16 protein-coding genes are annotated in these 20,216 nt (G+C 39.9%); 1 reads left to right on the top strand and 15 read right to left on the bottom strand.

Annotated elements, in window-relative coordinates; translation table 11 throughout:
• Nucleotides 1-106 precede the first annotated feature (106 nt).
• The 15 genes from G7Y32_RS09550 to G7Y32_RS09480 form a co-directional block, all read right to left on the bottom strand.
• A complete protein-coding gene (locus G7Y32_RS09550; protein ID WP_165213158.1) occupies nucleotides 107-1,288 on the bottom strand; it encodes an ATP-grasp domain-containing protein in 1,182 nt (393 codons plus the stop codon).
• A 59-nt stretch (nucleotides 1,289-1,347) separates the two neighbouring features.
• Nucleotides 1,348-2,607: a phosphoribosylamine--glycine ligase gene (purD, locus tag G7Y32_RS09545; RefSeq protein WP_165213156.1), complete on the bottom strand. Its 1,260-nt coding sequence runs from the start codon at nucleotides 2,605-2,607 to the stop codon at nucleotides 1,348-1,350.
• Nucleotides 2,608-2,754: 147 nt separating this feature from the next.
• Complete coding sequence (locus G7Y32_RS09540) at nucleotides 2,755-4,152, bottom strand: hypothetical protein (RefSeq protein ID WP_165213154.1); 1,398 nt, start codon at nucleotides 4,150-4,152, stop codon at nucleotides 2,755-2,757.
• A gap of 10 nt (nucleotides 4,153-4,162) precedes the next feature.
• Nucleotides 4,163-6,250, bottom strand: coding sequence for an ATP-binding protein (locus G7Y32_RS09535; protein WP_165213152.1), 2,088 nt, complete (start codon nucleotides 6,248-6,250; stop codon nucleotides 4,163-4,165).
• Nucleotides 6,251-6,253: 3 nt separating this feature from the next.
• Nucleotides 6,254-7,507 carry a DNA cytosine methyltransferase gene (locus tag G7Y32_RS09530; RefSeq protein WP_165213150.1) on the bottom strand — a complete coding sequence of 418 codons (1,254 nt, stop codon included), beginning with the start codon at nucleotides 7,505-7,507 and terminating at the stop codon, nucleotides 6,254-6,256.
• 39 nt (nucleotides 7,508-7,546) lie between these two features.
• The gene (locus G7Y32_RS09525; protein ID WP_165213148.1) at nucleotides 7,547-8,422 is read right to left on the bottom strand and encodes an Abi family protein; all 876 of its coding nucleotides are present in this window, start codon (nucleotides 8,420-8,422) and stop codon (nucleotides 7,547-7,549) included.
• Nucleotides 8,423-8,562: 140 nt separating this feature from the next.
• The gene (locus G7Y32_RS09520; RefSeq protein WP_435796730.1) at nucleotides 8,563-8,658 is read right to left on the bottom strand and encodes a type II toxin-antitoxin system RelE family toxin; all 96 of its coding nucleotides are present in this window, start codon (nucleotides 8,656-8,658) and stop codon (nucleotides 8,563-8,565) included.
• 86 nt (nucleotides 8,659-8,744) lie between these two features.
• Entirely contained in the window at nucleotides 8,745-9,728 is a 984-nt protein-coding gene (locus G7Y32_RS09515; protein ID WP_165213146.1) for a Gfo/Idh/MocA family protein, read from the bottom strand.
• Between the two features lie 326 nt (nucleotides 9,729-10,054).
• A complete protein-coding gene (gene garR / locus G7Y32_RS09510; protein ID WP_165213144.1) occupies nucleotides 10,055-10,936 on the bottom strand; it encodes a 2-hydroxy-3-oxopropionate reductase in 882 nt (293 codons plus the stop codon).
• Nucleotides 10,937-11,035: 99 nt separating this feature from the next.
• Nucleotides 11,036-12,178, bottom strand: coding sequence for a glycerate kinase (locus G7Y32_RS09505; RefSeq protein ID WP_165213142.1), 1,143 nt, complete (start codon nucleotides 12,176-12,178; stop codon nucleotides 11,036-11,038).
• 25 nt (nucleotides 12,179-12,203) lie between these two features.
• Nucleotides 12,204-13,112, bottom strand: coding sequence for a dihydrodipicolinate synthase family protein (locus tag G7Y32_RS09500; protein WP_165213140.1), 909 nt, complete (start codon nucleotides 13,110-13,112; stop codon nucleotides 12,204-12,206).
• 12 nt (nucleotides 13,113-13,124) lie between these two features.
• Nucleotides 13,125-14,453 (bottom strand): enolase C-terminal domain-like protein, encoded by a 1,329-nt coding sequence (locus G7Y32_RS09495; protein ID WP_165213138.1) that lies wholly within the window; start codon nucleotides 14,451-14,453, stop codon nucleotides 13,125-13,127.
• A 37-nt stretch (nucleotides 14,454-14,490) separates the two neighbouring features.
• Nucleotides 14,491-15,618, bottom strand: coding sequence for an L-talarate/galactarate dehydratase (locus tag G7Y32_RS09490; protein ID WP_165213136.1), 1,128 nt, complete (start codon nucleotides 15,616-15,618; stop codon nucleotides 14,491-14,493).
• An 18-nt stretch (nucleotides 15,619-15,636) separates the two neighbouring features.
• A complete protein-coding gene (locus G7Y32_RS09485; protein ID WP_165213134.1) occupies nucleotides 15,637-16,980 on the bottom strand; it encodes an enolase C-terminal domain-like protein in 1,344 nt (447 codons plus the stop codon).
• A 243-nt stretch (nucleotides 16,981-17,223) separates the two neighbouring features.
• Entirely contained in the window at nucleotides 17,224-18,564 is a 1,341-nt protein-coding gene (locus G7Y32_RS09480; protein ID WP_165213132.1) for a GntP family permease, read from the bottom strand.
• Between the two features lie 505 nt (nucleotides 18,565-19,069).
• On the opposite strand from G7Y32_RS09480, the gene G7Y32_RS09475 reads away from it, so the two are divergent.
• Complete coding sequence (locus G7Y32_RS09475) at nucleotides 19,070-20,188, top strand: CdaR family transcriptional regulator (protein WP_165213130.1); 1,119 nt, start codon at nucleotides 19,070-19,072, stop codon at nucleotides 20,186-20,188.
• Nucleotides 20,189-20,216: the final 28 nt, after the last annotated feature.

Raw genomic sequence — 20,216 nt, 5'->3', positions numbered from 1 at the left:
TTTTTTATGTTATAGCGACTTTTGGTTATTTGCGAAAATCCCGTAGAAAAGAATAAGTAACCTAAACGAAATATTCCTTTTCCTTTGAATAAATGGAATCTTTTACTCAAATATTTTTTAGGGTGGCTGCTTCCACACTGTAATGTTTAACAGTATTATTGACCAGTTTTGTGACACTTCCAGGATTTATCAATAATCGGATTATAATAATGGCAAGAGGAATAAAACTCAAAAAGTCTTTCCAAATTGGTGTTAAAACCTCCTCACTATCACTTTTTAAAAGCCAGTGCCCTGTTGTTTGCAATATCTTTCTCCTGCTCTTGGTTCTTTCAGCAGTGCCAATTATCAATGCCAACAAACTGTGTGTTTTTACTCCAGCCTTTCCTATATAGATATCAGGCTGAGTGCAGCTGCCCTTGCCTAATTCTATCATCATTTTCGGGAAATTAACCCCCGCTTTATAAGCATTAGCAGGTTCAACCATTCTGGGATTGCACTCTATATAATAAAATTGATGATGAACACGTATAAAATCCAAGGTTAGACTTCCATGCCATTTTAAATAACTTCCTAACTTTTCAACATGTTTTTTCGTTATTTCAGATTCTATACTTAATCTAGCAGCAGCTGAACCGCCAGCACCAGATGCAATCTTTATACTTGAATGAACTGCAAGTAATTTCCCTTGATTAAATATTGCTTGAACTTGCCCATATTCTCCATCTATATCTTGCTGAACCATCCATCTCTCATTGTCAATTGACAAGACCTTTACTAGACTTTTCAAATCAGCTTCGCTTGTAATTTTATAAACTGAACGTCCGGCAGTGCCATAGTCTGCCTTTAACCAATAAGGATAAGGAAGTGAAATAGATTCTAGTTTTTCCACACGCTCCCATTTAGGAATCGGCAAATTTAACTGATCTGAAATTTCAGCAAAAGCGATCTTCCCAGCTAACTTTTCAAATTGTTCCTTATCAGCAAGCGCTACTGGCAAACGAGTTGGTAAAAACTTCTTCCCACTTGCCAATAACCAGCCTTCTTCATGTGTTGGCAAAATAGCCACATAATTTTTTTGATGAAGCAGCTGATTAACTTGTTTCAAATAATCTACAGGAAAACGATTCACATCAACTGTCGGAATTCTATGAGTGAGTCGACTGAATCTTGCAATAGAAAACTTATCTAGAGACAAGACATCAACCTTGTAGCCCTCTTTTAGCAATACTGTTAGCGTCTCTCTTGAAGTTAAGCTAGAACCTTCTAAAAATAGCAGTCTATTTTTCATTTTTCAAACACCAAAATTTTATATTCAAGCCTCATGTCTCAATATTTAATGCGCCTGAATTATAAAGCTTTGCTTCCGATGTCATGTCGGTAAAAGAGGCCTGCTGTTTCTTGTTGGGCAAGTTTCTTATAGATTTTGTCCTGCGCAGCTTTGACGCTGTCGGCTGTGGTGACTAGCATGTAGACACGGCCGCCATTTGACAGCAGCGCTTTGCTATTTTCCGCAAACTTAGCGCCTGCATAATAGGTGATAATGTCGCCGTCGGTCTTTTCTGGTAAAGCCACGCCTTTTTCGTAGGCCAGCGGATAGCCATCTGAAGCGACCACCACACCGAGGGTCACACCCGCGTCTAGCCAAGTGATGTCAGGCTCCTTACCAGCCAAAATGTCCGTGATGTTCTGCGCAAAATCCGAAGTCAGGCGCGGCAGGATAATCTGAGTCTCAGGATCGCCAAAGCGGGAGTTGAACTCGATGACCTTAGGACCATCCTTGGTCAAGATAAGCCCCGCGTAAAGCACGCCCAAATAAGGACGCCCTTCCCTAATCATGCCATCAAGCACTGGCTTGACAATGCTGTCAACCGACTGGTCAATTACGCTTTGCGGTAGGTGGGGAACTGGTGCATAAGCTCCCATGCCTCCTGTATTTGGCCCCTTATCGCCGTCATAGACCCGTTTGTGATCCTGAGCTGTCGGCAGGATGTAAAACTTATCGCCGTTGACCAAGGCAAAGAGGGAGAACTCCTCACCGTCCAGAAACTCTTCGATAACTACACGCGCACCCGAATTACCAAACTTATTGTCCAAAAGCATCTCACGAGCTGCTTCGACTGCTTGCTCCACGGTTTCAGCTACGACCACACCCTTGCCCAGCGCCAAACCATCAGCCTTGACGACGATTGGAGCGCCTTGCTTTTCAATATAAGCCTTGGCTTCCTCAAAGTCGGAAAATGTGCCATAGGCTGCTGTCGGAACGCCGTATTTGACCATGATTTCCTTAGCAAAATCTTTCGACCACTCCAGCTCCGCTGCTAACTTAGTCGGACCAAAAGCTTTGAGTCCAGCTTGGTTAAAATCATCAACGATGCCAGCTGCCAACGCATCATCAGGGCCAATAAAAGTCCAAGCAATATCATTGCTCTTTGCAAAATCAATCAAAGCAGAATGTTCGGAAATTCCGATATTTACAATTTCCAAACCATCCAACGTCATCCCGTCATTGCCGGGCGCCACAAAGACCTGCTCAACCTGCGGAGACTCCAACAACTTCCTCGCAATCGCATGCTCACGACCGCCAGAACCAACAACCAAAAGTTTCATAGCTAAGATACCTCAATATAAAACAATCACGAGTGCCTGCGCACCCAAACCAGCAAACCACGCAAAAACCAGACGCTTTTTACGAATTATATAGGAATATTATAACAAAAAAGTTCGGTTCAATCTACTTGAACTCGAACTTATATTTTATAATTGTTGGTAGCCCTTTTTTTGAATAATCTCTGCAAGCTGATTTTTAATCGATTGTAAAATATCACTGTTCAAAGAAAACAAGCCTCTCTTACCTTCTAAATAATCTCGATCTCCATCTTTTGTTACTGGTATTGTCTTAAGTTGAGATAAATCTAATATCATAAATACATCTTTTAATTGTTCTCCATCTTTTAATTCAAACTCTGGAAGGCAGAAAATCGATTTGGGTAATTTACTGAATTGTACCTCTCCAGAGTTTTTGCAAAAATAAATTAGAGAGTTATTTTTAGCACCCTTATCCAGACCTTTTGTTATTTCATCAAAAACAGATTTCATCAGTGACGAAGAAATAATAATTCCAGGAATTACTCTATAAAAATTTCTTTTATCCTGAGCAACATCACATTCTGGACTAATTTCAAGGCCAATGAACTGAAGATAGTCCTCATCAGCCTTTTTCTCTTGAGCAATCCTAACGAACTCGCCTCTATTATTAGTATTTTTAACAAGATTATAATCCAAAAAGAAAGATTCTTCTTCACAAAAAACCTTACCAATGTGAGTGGGATTATCTAAAGTATTAATATTTAACCACCTATTCAGCCTTTTTTTGTTAACATTATACCCACTATTTTGGGTTGATAGGCCTGAAAATGCTTGATTGTTGAGGGAAATATCTTCTATTTTATGATTTAAATACGACGAATATACACTATTCAAACTCTGATACGCTGCAGAAATCAGTTTCGCATCCTCCATTCCTTTCATTGACTGCTCTAGATTGATTTCTGCCAGCAAATGCACTAAATTCCTAGCATCTAAGTCAATCTCAGATGTTTTATTGAGCAACTTTTGACTTGTTAAAAGAACTTGATTTTCCCAATGAGAATAAAACTCTAACAATTCAAGTTCGCCAATTGTTTGATAAATTATATCTTTAAGATCTTTTTCTTTTGTAGGCTTAAATTTATATGCTTCATTTTCTGATTCAAAATACTCACTTTTACTTAGATTCTTCACCTTAACAGGTTGTAAATAAGGATAATCTTCTGTATATCTCGCCAACTCATTCTCAAATTCCTCTGCATCATCCTTATTTTTGCTCCACAACAAGGTAAAATAAGGACCATTATTTTTAGGGATGATTTTGCTTAAATTAGATGTGATTGTTGCAATGTGGTTTGTTCCACTAGTTCCTGAAGTTAAATTATAATCTAAAAATAAAACACGAACTGCCTCTTTGAGGCCTTCATCACTTGGTAAACTGCTCTTGTGCCCATCAAAATATCTAAAAGACTTATTTTCTTTAGACAAAAATCTTATCAATGGTTCCGCCTCATTTATCTGATCATCCAAAATAACAATGGAACCATTATTTGGTAAAACACTCATCTTTTCTCCTCTAATTTGATTGTGGAATACTTAAAATAATTATTGCTCCAGATTTATACTCTTCTGGGACATCTACCGAATCATTATCCGGAAAAAGCAACTGACCTTTTTGAGAATTCATAATTTCATTAACGATATTTAGTCCTAAACCTAATCCGCCTTGCTTTTCTCCAACAAAAGGTCTAATCATATCTTCTGGATTTCCTTGAAAACCAACTCCATTATCTGCAATCATAATTTCAACTCTATTGTCCTCAGAAAGTTTCGTATCAATGAGTATTTTATTTTGAGAATTCTTTGCTCTGTGAGTCCAATATATTGAATTATCAATAATATTCATAATGGCCGAAATTATTAAACCTTTATCACAAGATACAGTGAACTCTTTTTTCTTGTATGGTGTCTCTAAATTCACCTTATGGGCTTCTAACCTAAATTCAACGTTAAATAAGGAATCTTCGATGATTTCATTAACTGAATAATTTGACTTTCTCCTATTTCTCAAAATAGAGGTGTATCCTTCGATAACATCTCTTAACCTATGCGTTAATTTATCTATCCTATCAATCTCATTAGAATTCCAAGAAATACCAGACAACTCTTTGACAATTTTCTCCATCTCGTGAATAACAATAGCATAACTACTTGTAGCCGACGAAGTTTTAACGTAAGTTTCTTTAATAAACTTATACTCAGACTTTACCCTGTTCAGTTTTTTATTGATTTGAGATTTTAATTTTTTATCAATATCCAACTTTTGTATAGAATCATTAATTTCTCCAACAAGGTCAGCAATTTCTTTATTATCTTCTTTTAAAGATTGACGTAGCCTATCTTTATCAATATTCCTTTCTTTAGTAAATTCAAACAGGTATTTTTCAATAATCTTCTCGAAAATCTCATAACTTTTATTATCAATAAAACCTTCTCGGTTAGCTTTCTCAATCAACCCAGAACTGCTATCTCTCTTCAAAGAGATAGCTCCTAAGATAATATTATTACTTAATGAACTAGCAGGGTTATTAACACGCTTAGAATCTAGACTTAACCAGTCATTACCTTTCTCACCGTAATCAAGCACTCGCATATTGTCACGATAAATACGTATTCCCCCATTATCATTTAGATACTCTTTAAATGATTGTTTCCCTTGATTAATGAATCTAGTTACTTCCGAAGATTTATCAAATACATAAAGTTCAATACTAAAATCATTAATTCCATACTCTGACATGAATTTATCACTTAAAGTATCAAAAAACTGAGCAGGGTCTTTTTTCTTACCATCATCTGAAAAATTCAAGGGAATTTGTTTTTTTTCAACTTTCCTTTTTGCTACAGACATATTATCATAAGGTAAAAATTTATATTTAAAATTTTTTATATTGCCATCTATGAATTGTGCATTAGACTGGTACAAGGCATACTCTTTTATCTCACTAAAGTTTATTATTCCCTCTATCCAGTCACTATTCGTAGTATCAACATTGACTGTAAAAGATTCTAAAGACTCAAATGGCGAATTTAAAGACGTGATCTGACGATAAGTATCTCTAAATTTTTTCTTGTTCCAAACTTCAATATGTCTTATTCTTATCCATGTTCCTGTATTGTTGACAAACTTCTCTGGAATTCTCTCCTCTATAACAATTGGAATTTCATCTAAAAATTGACTGGAGTCAAACTGCTCCCAATCAATTTTAAAATATACCTCTTTCTTCCCTTCAGCCCTAGAAACTATTTCTATTTCTTTACCTAATTTGTGAATACCAAAACGACCGATTCCCTTTTCACCAATCGGAAGTCGGCCTAAGCGAGTGGTTTTTCCTTGGATTACTTGATCTTTTTTATGAGTATTTCCTGGTTGCATCCAGACATCTCTAATCGTTTCAAAAGACATACCCAAACCATTATCCTCAATTATGATTTCACCCATCATTTCAGAATCAAGATAACTTAATTCAAGGTTACAGACAGTTGCATCAGCATCATAAGCATTCTTAATAAGCTCTAATAGAGCGATTCCTTCGTTCTTTATCAATTGATCGCCTAATTGTATTAATATCTGAGCTTTTGGTCTAAATTTAACCTCTGTCATCTGCTAATCCTCCTTTGTAAAGAACTCCTTTAACTTATCAGCGATGTAATAAGCCATTAGTGGTGGAACAGCATTTCCTATCTGTGTAAACGCTGATGTTCTTGGACCCTCAAAAAAATAATTATCAGGAAATGATTGAATCCTAGCTGCCTCCCTAACAGAAATTGAACGACATTGTTTAATATCTGGATGGATAAAATAGTGTCCGTCCTTTGCAATATGAGCAATCATTGTATGAGATGTTGGCAAATTTGCTCCTAATACCTTAAATCTATCAAGAAATGATTTCTTATTTTGATGAGTAATCAAACTCTCCGGAAGCATATCATATTTTAAACGTTCACCATAGGTATTCCACCGTTCAATAACTTCTCTATAAATTTTTCTATCGTTACTATTTGTGTATCTAACTGTATGCCAAGTCAACGGGCTATTGTCATCTCTAATTCCGCTCCTCACTAAGTATTCATTCGGTTCTTTAATATAAGTATTATTTGTAGAGTTTATAGGAACAGCCGCTAAATCTTCTAGTATGGAATTTACAGTAATATTTGAATTATAGACATCTTTGAATTTTGGATAAGAAAAATTAAGTCCCTTTTTCCAACCAATTATGATAACTCGCTTCCTATTCTGAAGTACTCCAAAATTCGCGGAATCTAAAATTTTATACTCTAAATTATAACCAATATTTTTGAAAGATTCGATTATATCCGAAAGAATTAAACCGTTTCCTGCTGTTAATAACCCTGGTACATTTTCAAATATAAATACTTTTGGGGAATAGTAACTTATAAATTTAACATATAATTTATAAAGATAATTCCGCGGATCATCCTTCATGCCATTACTACTGACTGATCTGCCCATAATTGAATATGCTTGGCAAGGTGGACCTCCTATCACTAAGTCTATCGTTTTTGTTTCCGAGTCTGCAACTAATTTATCAACTTTCTCGAAGACCTCTTCTAAATTATTCTCACTAAGTTCAGTATTCAAGACACTTTCCAATATATTCTGAGGTATAGCTTTCCAAAGTTTATCCCTTGAAATATTATTCCTTAGGTAATCATAATAAAATTCTGTTCTATTATTTTCCTGCAAATAATAATAGGCAAGTCTTGATTTGAGGGTATCACAAGCATGCTTGTTCATTTCAATATGAGCAATCGGTCTATAATTCCCAGTTCTTTTAAAACCCTCAGATAGTCCTCCAGCACCTGCAAATAAATCTAAGTATTGTATGTTAGCTTTCATTTTTATATCATTTCACTTTTATATAAGTATTATACCATGTCATTTCTTCAAAACAGCTTCCCAGTCACTTGTAAAACCTAAGTGATGTAAATGAATACTAGATTGGTATTTAGTAAACAAGTCTTTTAAACGAGGAATAAAATAATTATTCCATTTATCGCTATCAATGTATAGTTGTTTGATCGCGTATAATTGTGCCATGAGGCGATTTTTAATTTTGATATTTTCAGTCATAAAAGACGGCAGCTGTCTGGGAACTTTCGTGAAACTTCTATAATATAATCTGCCATAATGTGCACAATAGTTTCTGAGGACAACTGCAACTTCAAGGTAAGTACGAACTTGAGCTGTCTTGATATTTAAGTCTTTAGCAATAAGACTTTGAACTGTACTTGGACTGTCGGCATAAAATTTAGAAGTCATACCAAATGAGAAAAATTCAACCAAGACCCAAAGAGGGAATTCGCCATCATACTTGAATTGATGATGTTTGTAAACAGGATCCTTTCTTCGATAGCTCAATTCTTTTTTTAGATTATCCATAAACTCATCGTGTTTATGAAACTTGTTAAAATTCTCCCTATTTTTATAAGCCAAAGCGCCATATTGTTCAGAATGGTGATAGGCTATTTGTGTTCTAAAATATAACTCAATATCTTCAAGATACTCCATTAACAGTAGTCTGAGTTTTGAGTCAAACTGATAGATGCTGTAGACCTTTTCTAGGGATATCTTGTTGCTATCATATTTTTGAGATTTTTCATCTCTAAAAGGTAGAAAATAAGCAGTTAGCCGATAATAATTGATACGTTTCAGAATAGTGATGGCATATTCCTTGGAAGTTATATCCTCACATCCGTGTTCAATTAGCTTGGCTACCTGCTCTTCAAAAGTCTTAAATTCTTTGATTTCCATTCAATTATCCATAAAAAAATGTCCGCCTTGTCACATCAGAGAGAGGTGGGCGGTCCTATTAATTTCATTTTACTAAAATTAATTCAGGTTTGTCAAGATTGAGATGCTTATTGCACGACAAATGCATGAAGCCATCTAGCTCACTTCTTATAGATTTCCTTCCCATGCCCCACCGCAAAGACTCCGATCACAATTTCGTCGGTATAAACATTCGCCAAAATACGATAATTGCTCACACGGTATCACCACTCGCCAGAACAGTTAGCTATCAAGCCTTTAACAATCCTACTAAAACAGCCCCGCTTATACGGAGCTCTTTTCATTATTCTTCCTCAGGATATGTCATATCCCATTCTCGGCGCAGCTGGGTCATGATGGTCATGACATCTTGTGTATAGTCCAGGTGCATGCTATCCTCGATACCTGCTACCGCTTTTTCCATATCGGCGACTTCGTAGGCCAGAGCCTGAGCGGTGTCCCCTGCTTCGATCACCTCTTGATGGCCATCCTCGGTATAGGTAATAACTGCTTTTTGACCGCGCGGATACTCATAAATCTCGATATAGCCTTTATCATAAGCAATGGTTCCCCGTTTAGGCTGCTTAGCGTGGAGGCTGAGGGTAATAGTCGCCATCTCGCCTTGGTCATTGGTCAGAAGGATACCGACCTGTTCATCTACACCTGTCGGTGCCAGCTTAACCTGCGAAGCTATCTGGTTGGGGCTCGATGCCATAAACCAGCGAACAAAGGACAAAGCGTAGACGCCGATATCCAATAAGGCACCGCCCGCCAAATCGCGACTAAAGAAGCGATTGGTCATATCGTAGTCTTTATAGCTGCCAAAGTTCATCTGGATAAGCTTGAGTTCACCCAATTTCCCCGAATTCACAATCTCTGATAATTGGCGATAAATAGGCATGTGGAAAATTGTCATAGCTTCTGCTAAGACAACATGATTGTCTTCAGCTAAGTGAATAGCTTCCGCTAATTCCTCAGAGTTGAGCGTAATGGACTTTTCGCAGAGCACATGCTTACCGTGGGCCAAAGCCTTGCGTAAAAAATTGATATGAGTATTGTGGGGTGTTGAGATATAAATAATATCAACGGCTGGATCTTCAAACACTTCATCAATCTTGTCATAGACTTTCTCAATCCCATATTTTTCAGCGAAGGCTACACCCTTTTCATAGGTGCGATTAGCAACTGAGTAGAGTTTTCTGCCCTGAGTCTGCAAGGCCTGGGCTAATTCATTAGCAATGACACCCGTTCCTAAGGTTGCCCAATTGTACTGCTTGGTTCCTGTCATAATAGTCTCCTAACCTTATCCTCTGAGAGTTTCTTTATACGCTTAATTATAGCAAAGTTCTGATAAAATCTACCAAGGTAAAAGCAAAAGGATTAAATCCGCTAAATTAGAAATTCAATCTCTTCATAAAAATCATTCAACTTTTTGAAAGTCTTACCTCAAGTCAAATACTTTTTCATAAATTAAAAAAGCCAGCAACACCACTGAATCGGTCGCCTGCTGGCTCTCTCAGTGCTATCGTTTTTCAAGAAGTTTCCGCCTTTAAGACCTCCTTCTAAGCACTAATTTTTTATCCGTAAGTATTTTTAACACTTGTAAAGAGCAACCTACTGCAGTTTTTGTCCGTTGACCAACTCATAGTAACGGGCAATGGCTGAATGGTCGTCTGAACCGTAATCATGAGCTTTCAGCACTTGTAAAATTTCCATTGCCTGAGCTGTGAACGGCGTTGAGACATTGTAAGAATGAGAGGCATCCAGAGCGTTTTGCAAATCCTTGATATGCAGATCAATACGGAAACCTGGTGCAAAGTCACCGTCAAAGATTTTTTGTGATTTTTGATCCATAACAGTCGAACCAGCAAGACCGCCTCGAATAGCTTCGTAAACCCGTGATGGATCGACGCCGGCTTTCTTAGCCAAAGAGTAGGCTTCTGACACTGCCGCAATATTAACCGCAACAATCATTTGGTTGGCTAATTTAGTCAAATTACCTGCACCGACTTCACCGACTAAGGTTACACTGCTGGCCATAGCCTGCAAGACATCCTTATATTGTTCAAAAACTTTTTCGTCGCCGCCAACCATAACAGCAATAGTCCCATCAATGGCCTTAGGTTCACCGCCAGATACAGGAGCATCCAAGAAGGAAACAGACTGCTCCTTCAATTTGTCGTGAAACTCTTTACTAGCTACTGGTGAAATAGAGCTCATATCAATGACTGCTTGACCAGCACTTAAGCCTTCAGCAATCCCATTTTCATCAAACAAGGCTGCTTTGACATGCGGTGAGTTTGGCAGCATAGTGATAACAATATCACCTTTTTGAGCGGCATCCTTGCCACTGTCTGCAGCATGACCGCCAGCTGCCACCAAAGCATCAATACCCGCTTGATTAAAATCGAAACCATAGACTTCATGACCAGCTTTTACTAGATTGATAGCCATTGGTTTTCCCATAATACCTAAACCGACAAATCCGATTTTCATCTTTAATACATCCCTTCTAAATTCTTATTCTACATTGTAACAGACCTTAATAGCAATATAAATGGTCTATGTACTACAATTATAATGCATTGCGTTCAATTATTTGATCAATGTACCAAATAAACTGATAAGATTACGGCTGGCTGAAGCGACTAAATTTCTTGTGTCCGTCATAGCTTCTTCCAAACTCATTGGACGATTAACAACATCAAAGACACCCGCTATACCCTGACGGTAGACTTCATCCAAGTCTAAAGAACAGCTACCAACAATAGCTACCGTAGGCACCTGATATTTTTGGGCAATGGCAGCAATGCCAATAGGAGCCTTCCCATTGATGGACTGGCCGTCCATACGCCCTTCGCCAGTGATAACGAGGTCCGCCTTTTTAATATCTTCTTCAATATGGATCATTTCCAGAATCTTATCAATTCCGCGCTCTAGTTTACCATCCAAGAAAGCCATCAAACCGGCTCCAAGGCCGCCAGCCGCCCCTGCTCCAGGGATATCTTTAATATCCTTTTGTAAGTTTTTCTTGATGACCTCAGCAAAATTGGCAAGCCCCTCATCTAAAACAGTAATTAAATCAGCAGTGGCACCTTTCTGCGGTCCATAAACTGCTGTCGCACCATTATCACCGCAGAGCGGATTGGTCACATCGGATAAAATATGTAATTCTACTGGACGACAGTTATTCCTTATAGCAGAAGCATCCAAGTCGGCTATTTTTCCTAAATTTTCAGCTGTCGCTGCTAGTTCTTGTTGGTGGCTATCAAAGAATCTGACACCCAGCGCTGATGCCATGCCTAAGCCGCCGTCATTTGTGGCCGAACCACCAATACCAATATAAATGCGTTCTACACCATGCTCCAGAGCATTTTTTATGAGCTGTCCGGTACCATAGGTAGAAGCTCGCATCACATTTAAAGACTCTGGCGCAATCAAGGTGATACCTGAAGCTGATGCCATTTCCAAAACAGCCGTTTTTCCATCGTCAATAATAGCATAGGAAGCGTTGACTGGGGTACCGAGCGGCCCTTGCACACAAACCGTAACCTTTTCACCGTGATTAACATCCAGAATAGCATCGACCGTTCCTTCACCGCCGTCTGCAATTGCAAAAATTTTAGTCTCATAATCAAGATATAGGCTACGGATACCCTCAGAAATATAGGTTCCAACCTCTTTAGAACTGGCACTGCCCTTAAAAGAGTCCGATGCAATGACAATCCTTTTCCCCATACAGATCCCTCCTGCTAATGTTTATTTACTCAGGCGGAAGAAAACCACCTTTGCGCATTTCTTCTTTCATCTTCTCTAGGACAGGGTCTACGGTTGCTTCCGTTGGCAAGATTGATTTACCGACATCCATTCCCATCAGATTGGCCATATCCTTAGTAGCAGCTGGGAAGCTTGCTGCATCTTGTGATAAACGAATTGGATTTAGTTTAAACTGAGCTTCCAAAGATTTGTCAAAATCACCAGCAACATAGTAATCATAGATGCTGCTAACTAACTGAGTATACATATTCGCTGTAGAGCAAACACTGCCGACAGCTCCTACGCAAAGTCCCGGAAATACAACGGTATCCTTACCTGTCAGCACTCGAAAATTAACATCCTGAGTCTGACGGACCAGTTCACTGCAAAAGGTGATATCTCCGCTTGATTCTTTGATACCAATAATATTGGGAACATCGTGAGCTAAACGGACAATAATATCCAGCGGAATCGTATAGCCGGAGCGCCCCGGGTTATTATAAAGCAGCATGGCTGTATCAGAAACGCTGTCCGCAATCGCTTTAAAGTGATGATACAGCGCTTCAGGAGTCGGCTTAATGAACATGGGATTCAGCACTGAAACAGCAGCAATGTCCCTTTTAGCAGCTTCCTGAGCAAGCTCAATGCATTTGCGGGTACGAATAGCACCGATACCAAAATAAATGGGAACACGGCCGGCAGCCTCTTCCAGCATGACATCCAGAGCCTGAAACATTTCATCGGGCTCAAACATGTAAAATTCTGAATTGCTGCCAAAAGCCAATATGCCATGGACCCCGTTTTCAATAACATGATTGACGATTTTCCTCAGTCTAGTATCATCAATATTTTCATCATCATCCACCGGTGTAATAATTGGGACGATGATACCTTTTACATCTTCTTTATTAAACACTGAGATTGTCTCCTATCTTACTAAACTTGGCTTTTTATTGTCAAACGTCCAATCTGGAATCAAATATTGCATAGCGATAGCATCATCACGCGCGCCTAGGTTATTATCAAGATAGAGCTGATGCGCTTTTTTGATAGCCTCTAGGTCTGGTTTGATGCCTAAACCGACAGAATCTTTAGCAATATGAATAAGTCCATCTTTAATCACATGAGGATTTTCTGTTAGCGCTTGGCCGTCCTGCCAAATATAATGCGTATCACAAGCATTGATGTCACCCGGTGCTGCAGCGGCCGCATGGGCCACCATAGCCAAGGAAATATCAAAGTGGTTGTTGGAATGAACGCCCCAAGTCATACCAAAATTGTGGCACATCTGAGCGACGCGGACAGAACCCTGCATGGTCCAGAAATGCGGATCAGCAAGCGGAATGGTTACAGAATGCAGAGCAACGGAATGCTGCATTTGCCGCCAATCTGTTGCAACCATATTGGTCGCTGTCGGAATACCGGTAGCTTTGACAAATTCGGCCATGACCTCACGGCCGCTAAAGCCGTCTTCAGCTCCGCAAGGGTCTTCAATATAAGCAGCAACGCCTTTTAAATCCTTACCGATTTCTATGGCTTCTTTCAAGGACCAGGCTCCATTAGGATCCAGAGTAATACGGGCATGTGGAAATTCTTTTTTCAAAGCCTTGATGGCCTTCGCCTCTTCTTTACCTTCCAGAACCCCGCCTTTAAGCTTGAAGTCCTTGAAGCCATAGCGTTTGTAGGCAGCCTTAGCTAAGTCAACAATAGCTTCCGGTGTCATGGCTTCCTTGCGGCGCAGGCGACCCCAGTCATCAGAGTCGTCATCTCCTTGTAGATAAGGAAGATCGGTTTTATTAGGATCAGCAACATAGAAGAGATAACCTAAGAAAGGCACATCTTCACGAACTTGTCCATCTCCTAAAAGAGCAGCCACCGGCACTTGCAGATGCTGACCCAAAAGGTCAAGCAAAGGCGTTTCTACTGCTGTTTGAACGTGAACAGTTGTCCGGAGGTCAAACGTTTGGAGACCGCGGCCGCCTGAGTCAAGCTGGCCAAATTGCTGACCAATTTCTTTGACAATATTTTTATATTCTCCGATACTGCGTCCGACAACTAATTCTTTAGCCTTTTCTAGCGTATCGGTAATTTTTTGGCCGCCCGGAACCTCACCGACACCCAAATTACCTGAACTGTCTTCCAGGATCACCACATTGCGCGTGAAATAAGGCCCATGAGCCCCACTTAGGTTTAATAGCATGGAATCATATCCGGCAACCGGATAAACATCCATGTTTACAACTGTAGGAACTGACATTTTTTATCCTCCAAAATTATCCTATCTAGCCGACGCTTTATTGAAAAATCTGAGCATCTAATTGCAAATCCGGTAAAACAGCCTGATTAAGTGTAAGTCCCAGACCCAGACGTGTTGGCACTTTCATCTTGCCATCGACCAATTCCACCTTTTCCTCAAAAAGACCGACGGTTTCAAACCATTCAAAATGTTCTACCCAAGCATCGCCGCTGTAGCAGGCTGTCAGCGGTAGATGGAGCTCCATGCTGTAGTGCGGCGCCAAGACTAAATGATTTTCTTCTGCCCGCTGGAGTACCTTTTGAAACTGTGTGATACCGCCGATACGCGGCGCATCTAATTGACAGACATCAAAAGCCCGTTTTTCAAAGAAAGGAACCCCTTCTTCGTAACTGGTCAGCATTTCTCCTGTTGCAATCGGTGTGCCAAGAGCTTGGGACAGGCGCAGATGCCCTTCAACATCGTGACAGGTCACAGGCTCTTCAAACCAAACCAGATTGTAGTCATCAAAATACTTACCAGCCTTAAGAGCCGTTGAGACATCCCACTGCTGATTGGCGTCAATCATAATAGGAACATCATCACCCAACGCCTTTCTTAAAGCAGCGACGCGTTTGACATCTTCCTTGTAGTCGGGTTGGCCGACCTTGATTTTTACACCGCCGACACCTTGTTCCAATACCGTATTCGCATGGGCAATAACTTCCTCAATAGTATCCTGCAAGAAACCACCAGTCGTATTGTAACAAGGGACGTATTCTTTATGCTGACCCAAAAGCTTACTCAAGGGCAGGCCGGCGCGTTTAGCCTTAATATCCCACAGAGCGATATCAAAAGGCGTGATTCCCTGCACAGCAACACCAGTATTGCCGATGGAAATACTAGACCACAATAATTTATTCCATAAGCGGCTGATATCGTTAGGATCCTGTCCTAATAGCAAGGGTGCATATTCCTTCGATAGAGCATACTGAGCCGGGCCACCATTACGCTTACAATAAGTATAGCCCATCCCCGTGTAGCCTGCTTCAGTTTCAATAAGAGCCGCTGTAATCATGACTTCTTTTAGGGGTGTCTGCTTACCTTGGATAACCTTGGCATCACTGACAGGCTTTTTGAGCGGAACGCGTATCAACTTTACTTCAACTTTTGTAATCTTATCTATCATATAACTAAGCCTCCATATTTAGCGGTGGCAAAAGACCGGCCGGTTAGGATCAAACTGCCAACCTTTTTCCAGATATTGCATGGCAATAGTATCGTCACGATCCTTGAATTCCATTTGATGGTAGAGCTCGTTTTGTTTTTGTAATTTATCCAAATCGATATCAACACCTAAACCGGGTTTAGTTGGAAGTTTGATTTTACCATCAGCAAAACTTAGCGGTTCTTTAAGCAAGGACTCACCGTCCTGCCAGATCCAGTGGGTATCGACCGGAGCAATCTTGCCTGGAGCTGCAGCCGCAACCTGTACAAAGGTCGCAAGTGTAATGTCAAAATGATTATTGGAATGCGAGCCCCAAGTTAGACCCCACTCATTCAAAAGATAGGCCATACGAACACTGCCATTTAGAGTCCAAAAATGCGGGTCGGCTAAAACAATATTGACGCTGCGCAGAGCCGCAGCATGGTGAAATTGCCGCCAGTTGGTCGCAATCATATTGGTCGCCACAGGAATTCCCGTGGCATCGCGGTATTCTGCCATGATTTCCCGACTGGAGAAGCCCTGTTCCGGACCGCACGGATCCTCAATATAGGTCAGCACATTTTTACGCTTTTGTGTCAAAGCCACTGCTTCTTCCAGTGTCCAAGCGCCATTAGGATCAATATTAATGCGGGCATCTGGAAAGGCTGCCTTCAAAGCGTCAACCGCCTTCATTTCTTCTTCACCGGCTAAAACACCGCCCTTTAGTTTAAAATTATTAAAACCATACTTATCTTTGAGCACGCGCGCCTGTTTAACAATAGCCTCGGGCGTCATCATTTCGGTTCGGCGCAGTGATTCCCAGCTGTCGCTGCCATCGCTTTTTTCATAAGGCAGATCAATCTTGGAAGAATCTGCTGAATAAAAGAGATAACCCAAGAATTCAACCTCATCACGTTGAATACCGCCTTCACCCAAAAGAGCAGCAATCGGCAGCTCTAGGAACTTACCTAGTAGATCCAGCATAGCGCATTCAACAGCTGCTTCAGACTGAACAACAAATTTTAAATTGGAAATATTTAACTGCTGCAGACCCTCACCAGTATCTTGGGCCGCTCTCTCACGGCTCCTGCGAATATTGGTCAGAACCTTGCGGTATTCACTGACCCGTTCACCAAGAACAAAGGGCTTATAGCTCTCAATCTGCTTGGTAATATGCTCTCCGCCGTGTATTTCTCCGATACCAAGATTACCGCTATCGTCTTTTAAAACAACAATATTTCTTGTAAAGTAAGGAGCGTGACAGCCACTTAACGTTAGCAAGGGGCTGTCATGACCGGCAACAGGATAAACAGCCATTTCAATGACTTTTGGTGCTTTCCCCATATTTTTCTCCTTTATTTAAGATACTAAGGCGTGAGCGACACAAAGCAAAATAGGAGATTCGACGAAGCGTCACAGGACGCTAGGAGAAGCTGTCTTTTTGCACAGTGTCGTAGCCGTGTTCAATTACATAAGATACTAAGGGCGTTAAGAAAGCGAGAAGAAAATAGGAGGCTGACGCCATGCGCTTTGCGCATAAGGCAGGCTATCTTTTACTCGACGTTCCTTCAAATGTGATAATTGGCCTTAAACAATACCAAACGAGGCGATAATAGCAATGAAAACTGAATTCAACAGAGGGAAAGCAGCTCCCAGCCAAAATTCATGATAGTAGCCTTCTTTATGAGTTAAATGAGTGTAGTTGAGACGGTTGATAACCGAACCATTGTGGGGTAGAGAGTCCAGACCGTAACAAGAGATATTAACCATACGGTGCAAAACATCTGCGCTGATACCTTGTTTTAAGAAACGCGGTGCAAAGACATTGAGCGAAATAGCTTCACCACCCGAAGCAGAACCTGTAATACCAGCAATTAAGTTCGTCGCAATCGCTAATTGAATCAGCGGCGGTCCTGGGATTTTGTCCAAGTTATTAACCAGATAATCAAAGCCTGGTGCCGCAGCAACAATACCACCGAAACCAACAACAGAAGCAACATTCATGATAGACTTCATCGTGGAATTGACACCGTCAGCCATGGTATTTTTAAAGTTAGCAAATTTATTATAGTAGAGAGCAAAGCAAGCCAAGCAGCCCAGAGTCAAAGAAAGGTAAGGAGGGACATTAAAAACATTCATAGCGACAATCAGAACAATAGAGGGCACAAGTGCTTTGATAAAATCTAACGTTGTCGTCTTTTTATCCATAGCCTTTAAGGCTAAAATTTGCGAAGCTTCTTCCATTTTGTGCCCAGTCTTTTCGAAACCTTCTCCGCGCTTTTCATTGCGTTTGAGCATCCACCAGATATACCAAGCCCCAAAGATGATGGATACGCCGGCAGCGATAATACCAAGTATGGGTGCCGCCGTTGGTTTGGTTCCTAAAGTTTTCATCGGAATCAAATTTTGAATGGCAGGCGAACCTGGTAAGATAGCTGTCCACATAGATCCACCATAAACCGCAACAGCAATGATGAAATGCCAAGGAATATCCAACTCTTTAAAAATACGGAAACATATAGGAGCAATGGTAAAGATAACAACGAAACCACTAACACCACCAAATGAGAGAATAGCCGTAATGAGAGAAAGACCCATTAAAACCCAAAACTTAGCATTTTTATTGCCCATCTTTAAAGACCACTCTGCAATCTTATTAGCAATATCTTGGGCTGCTCCACAGTCTCCGAGCATCGAACCAAGAATCGTTGCTGGTAAGAAAATCAAAAAATTGTCTTTTGCGAAATCAGCAAAAGCTGAGGCGTAGTCAGTCGTTAAACTCTTTGTCACTGGTAAGCCTGACAAGAGAATAACGATAAGAGAGGCAACCGGTCCTAAAATCAGAATAGGAAACTGCTTATAAGATCCCCAGATCAAAAAGGTCAAGGCAGCCAGAACACCTAACAAGCTAATTAGTCCACTGTCCATAATCGTACTCCTTTAGTATTGAAATTTAACATTGAGAAAGCAATTAACCAAGATAAAACACTTTATAGTGACATCCCTGCATTAGCATTCTCAATTACCGATGTCTGAGAATTGACAGGCTATCATAAATAACAACTCTATCCTCAGTTCCGATGGCTTCATGGTACCACATCCCTCTTTCTATGTTCAACGTTTCACAAACTATAGTTTACTAGAAAGTTTCCCCATGTTCTTTGGTATACATAACAAATCATTTTCTCAACAGCTAATCCTATTTAGAATTTCAAAAACTTAATGCTTTGGCTATAGCAATTGGAATGAAAGGAATAATCCGCACTATTTAAGCAATAGAAAGGCATGAGAGCCTAAAGATTATTCTCTTTTTGACACTTTTATCCAAAAAACTGCGACCGACTAACCATCGTTCTTTTTTATTACAAAAACTAATACCAAAAGTAGTATAATAACTCTAGCACCTGTGTAAGGATAAGGGGAGGAAAAACTTATGATTGAGGCTAGTGTCGTCCAGGATATCCTGACTCGTATGAAAAAAATTATCAATCAGGAACTGAACTTCTTTTCGACCGAGGGAGTCATTATTGCCAGCACCGATCCTAACCGTATCGGTCAAGTCAATCATGAAGGGGCGCAGTTTGCTCTTGATAAAAATCAGCCTATCGTCATTGAATTCGATAACCAATACGAAGGGGCTAAACAAGGGATCAACCTACCTGTTGATATTGATAACCAAATCGTTGGCGTTATCGGTATCACTGGCAAAAAAGAAGAAGTCGCTCAATATGGAGAAATTATTAAAGAGATGACCAAAGTTTTAATCCTAAATAACGCCGCTAGGGAGCTTGTTTATAATCGGCGCAATGTCCACCGAAACATTATTGATTATATTCAAAATGATGATCAGAGCGATGCTTTTTCAGTTGAAATGCTTTATGGTATCAATCTGTCGTCTAAAAAATATACAGCTATTGTTGGTTTGCCAAGCGATGATCGGCTCACTGAGCAGTATTTTGAGGATATTTCCAATGTCTATCTGGATTTAGAGCTTCTCTTGGGAGATGAGGAGGCCATTTTTGAAGTTAGGGGAAATATGATTCTGGTTCTTTTGCAGCTGCAACAGCCTTCAGCTGCTTCTAAAATTATTAAAAAAATAGAGAGTGTCATCAAAAAGAAGTACAAGATATCTCTATTGTTCGGTGTCGGAATGCCCGGTCAAGGAAAAGAGGAGTTAAATCGGAGTATCAGTCAAGCTAAAACAGCTCTTGGCTGGAATAAAACATTTTATCAAAAACGAGCACTATTATTTAGCGATATGGAATACGGACTTGTTCTACACAATATTGCCGATACTAATAAAAAGTATTTTTTAGATAAGATTTTTACCCATCTCTCTCAAAAAGACATTGAAGATATGATACCGCTTTTAGATACCTACGAGATTTGTAACGGCAGTATTAAAAAATGCGCTGAAAAACTATTTATCCACAAAAATACGGTCCAGTATAAACTCAATAAAATTACTGAGAAAACTGGCCATGATCCAAGAAAGCTTTCAGATTTTTTCATTCTAAAATTAGCTTCTATTCTCTACAAAATGCAAAAATAAACAGGCTCATCGAAAAAAGTCGAGAGTC

The organism is Streptococcus tangpeifui, assembly GCF_011038795.1.
GTDB classification, from domain to species: domain Bacteria; phylum Bacillota; class Bacilli; order Lactobacillales; family Streptococcaceae; genus Streptococcus; species Streptococcus tangpeifui.
The sequence above is the reverse complement of the archived record's forward strand: the minus strand, read 5'-3'. Positions and strand labels throughout refer to the sequence as shown.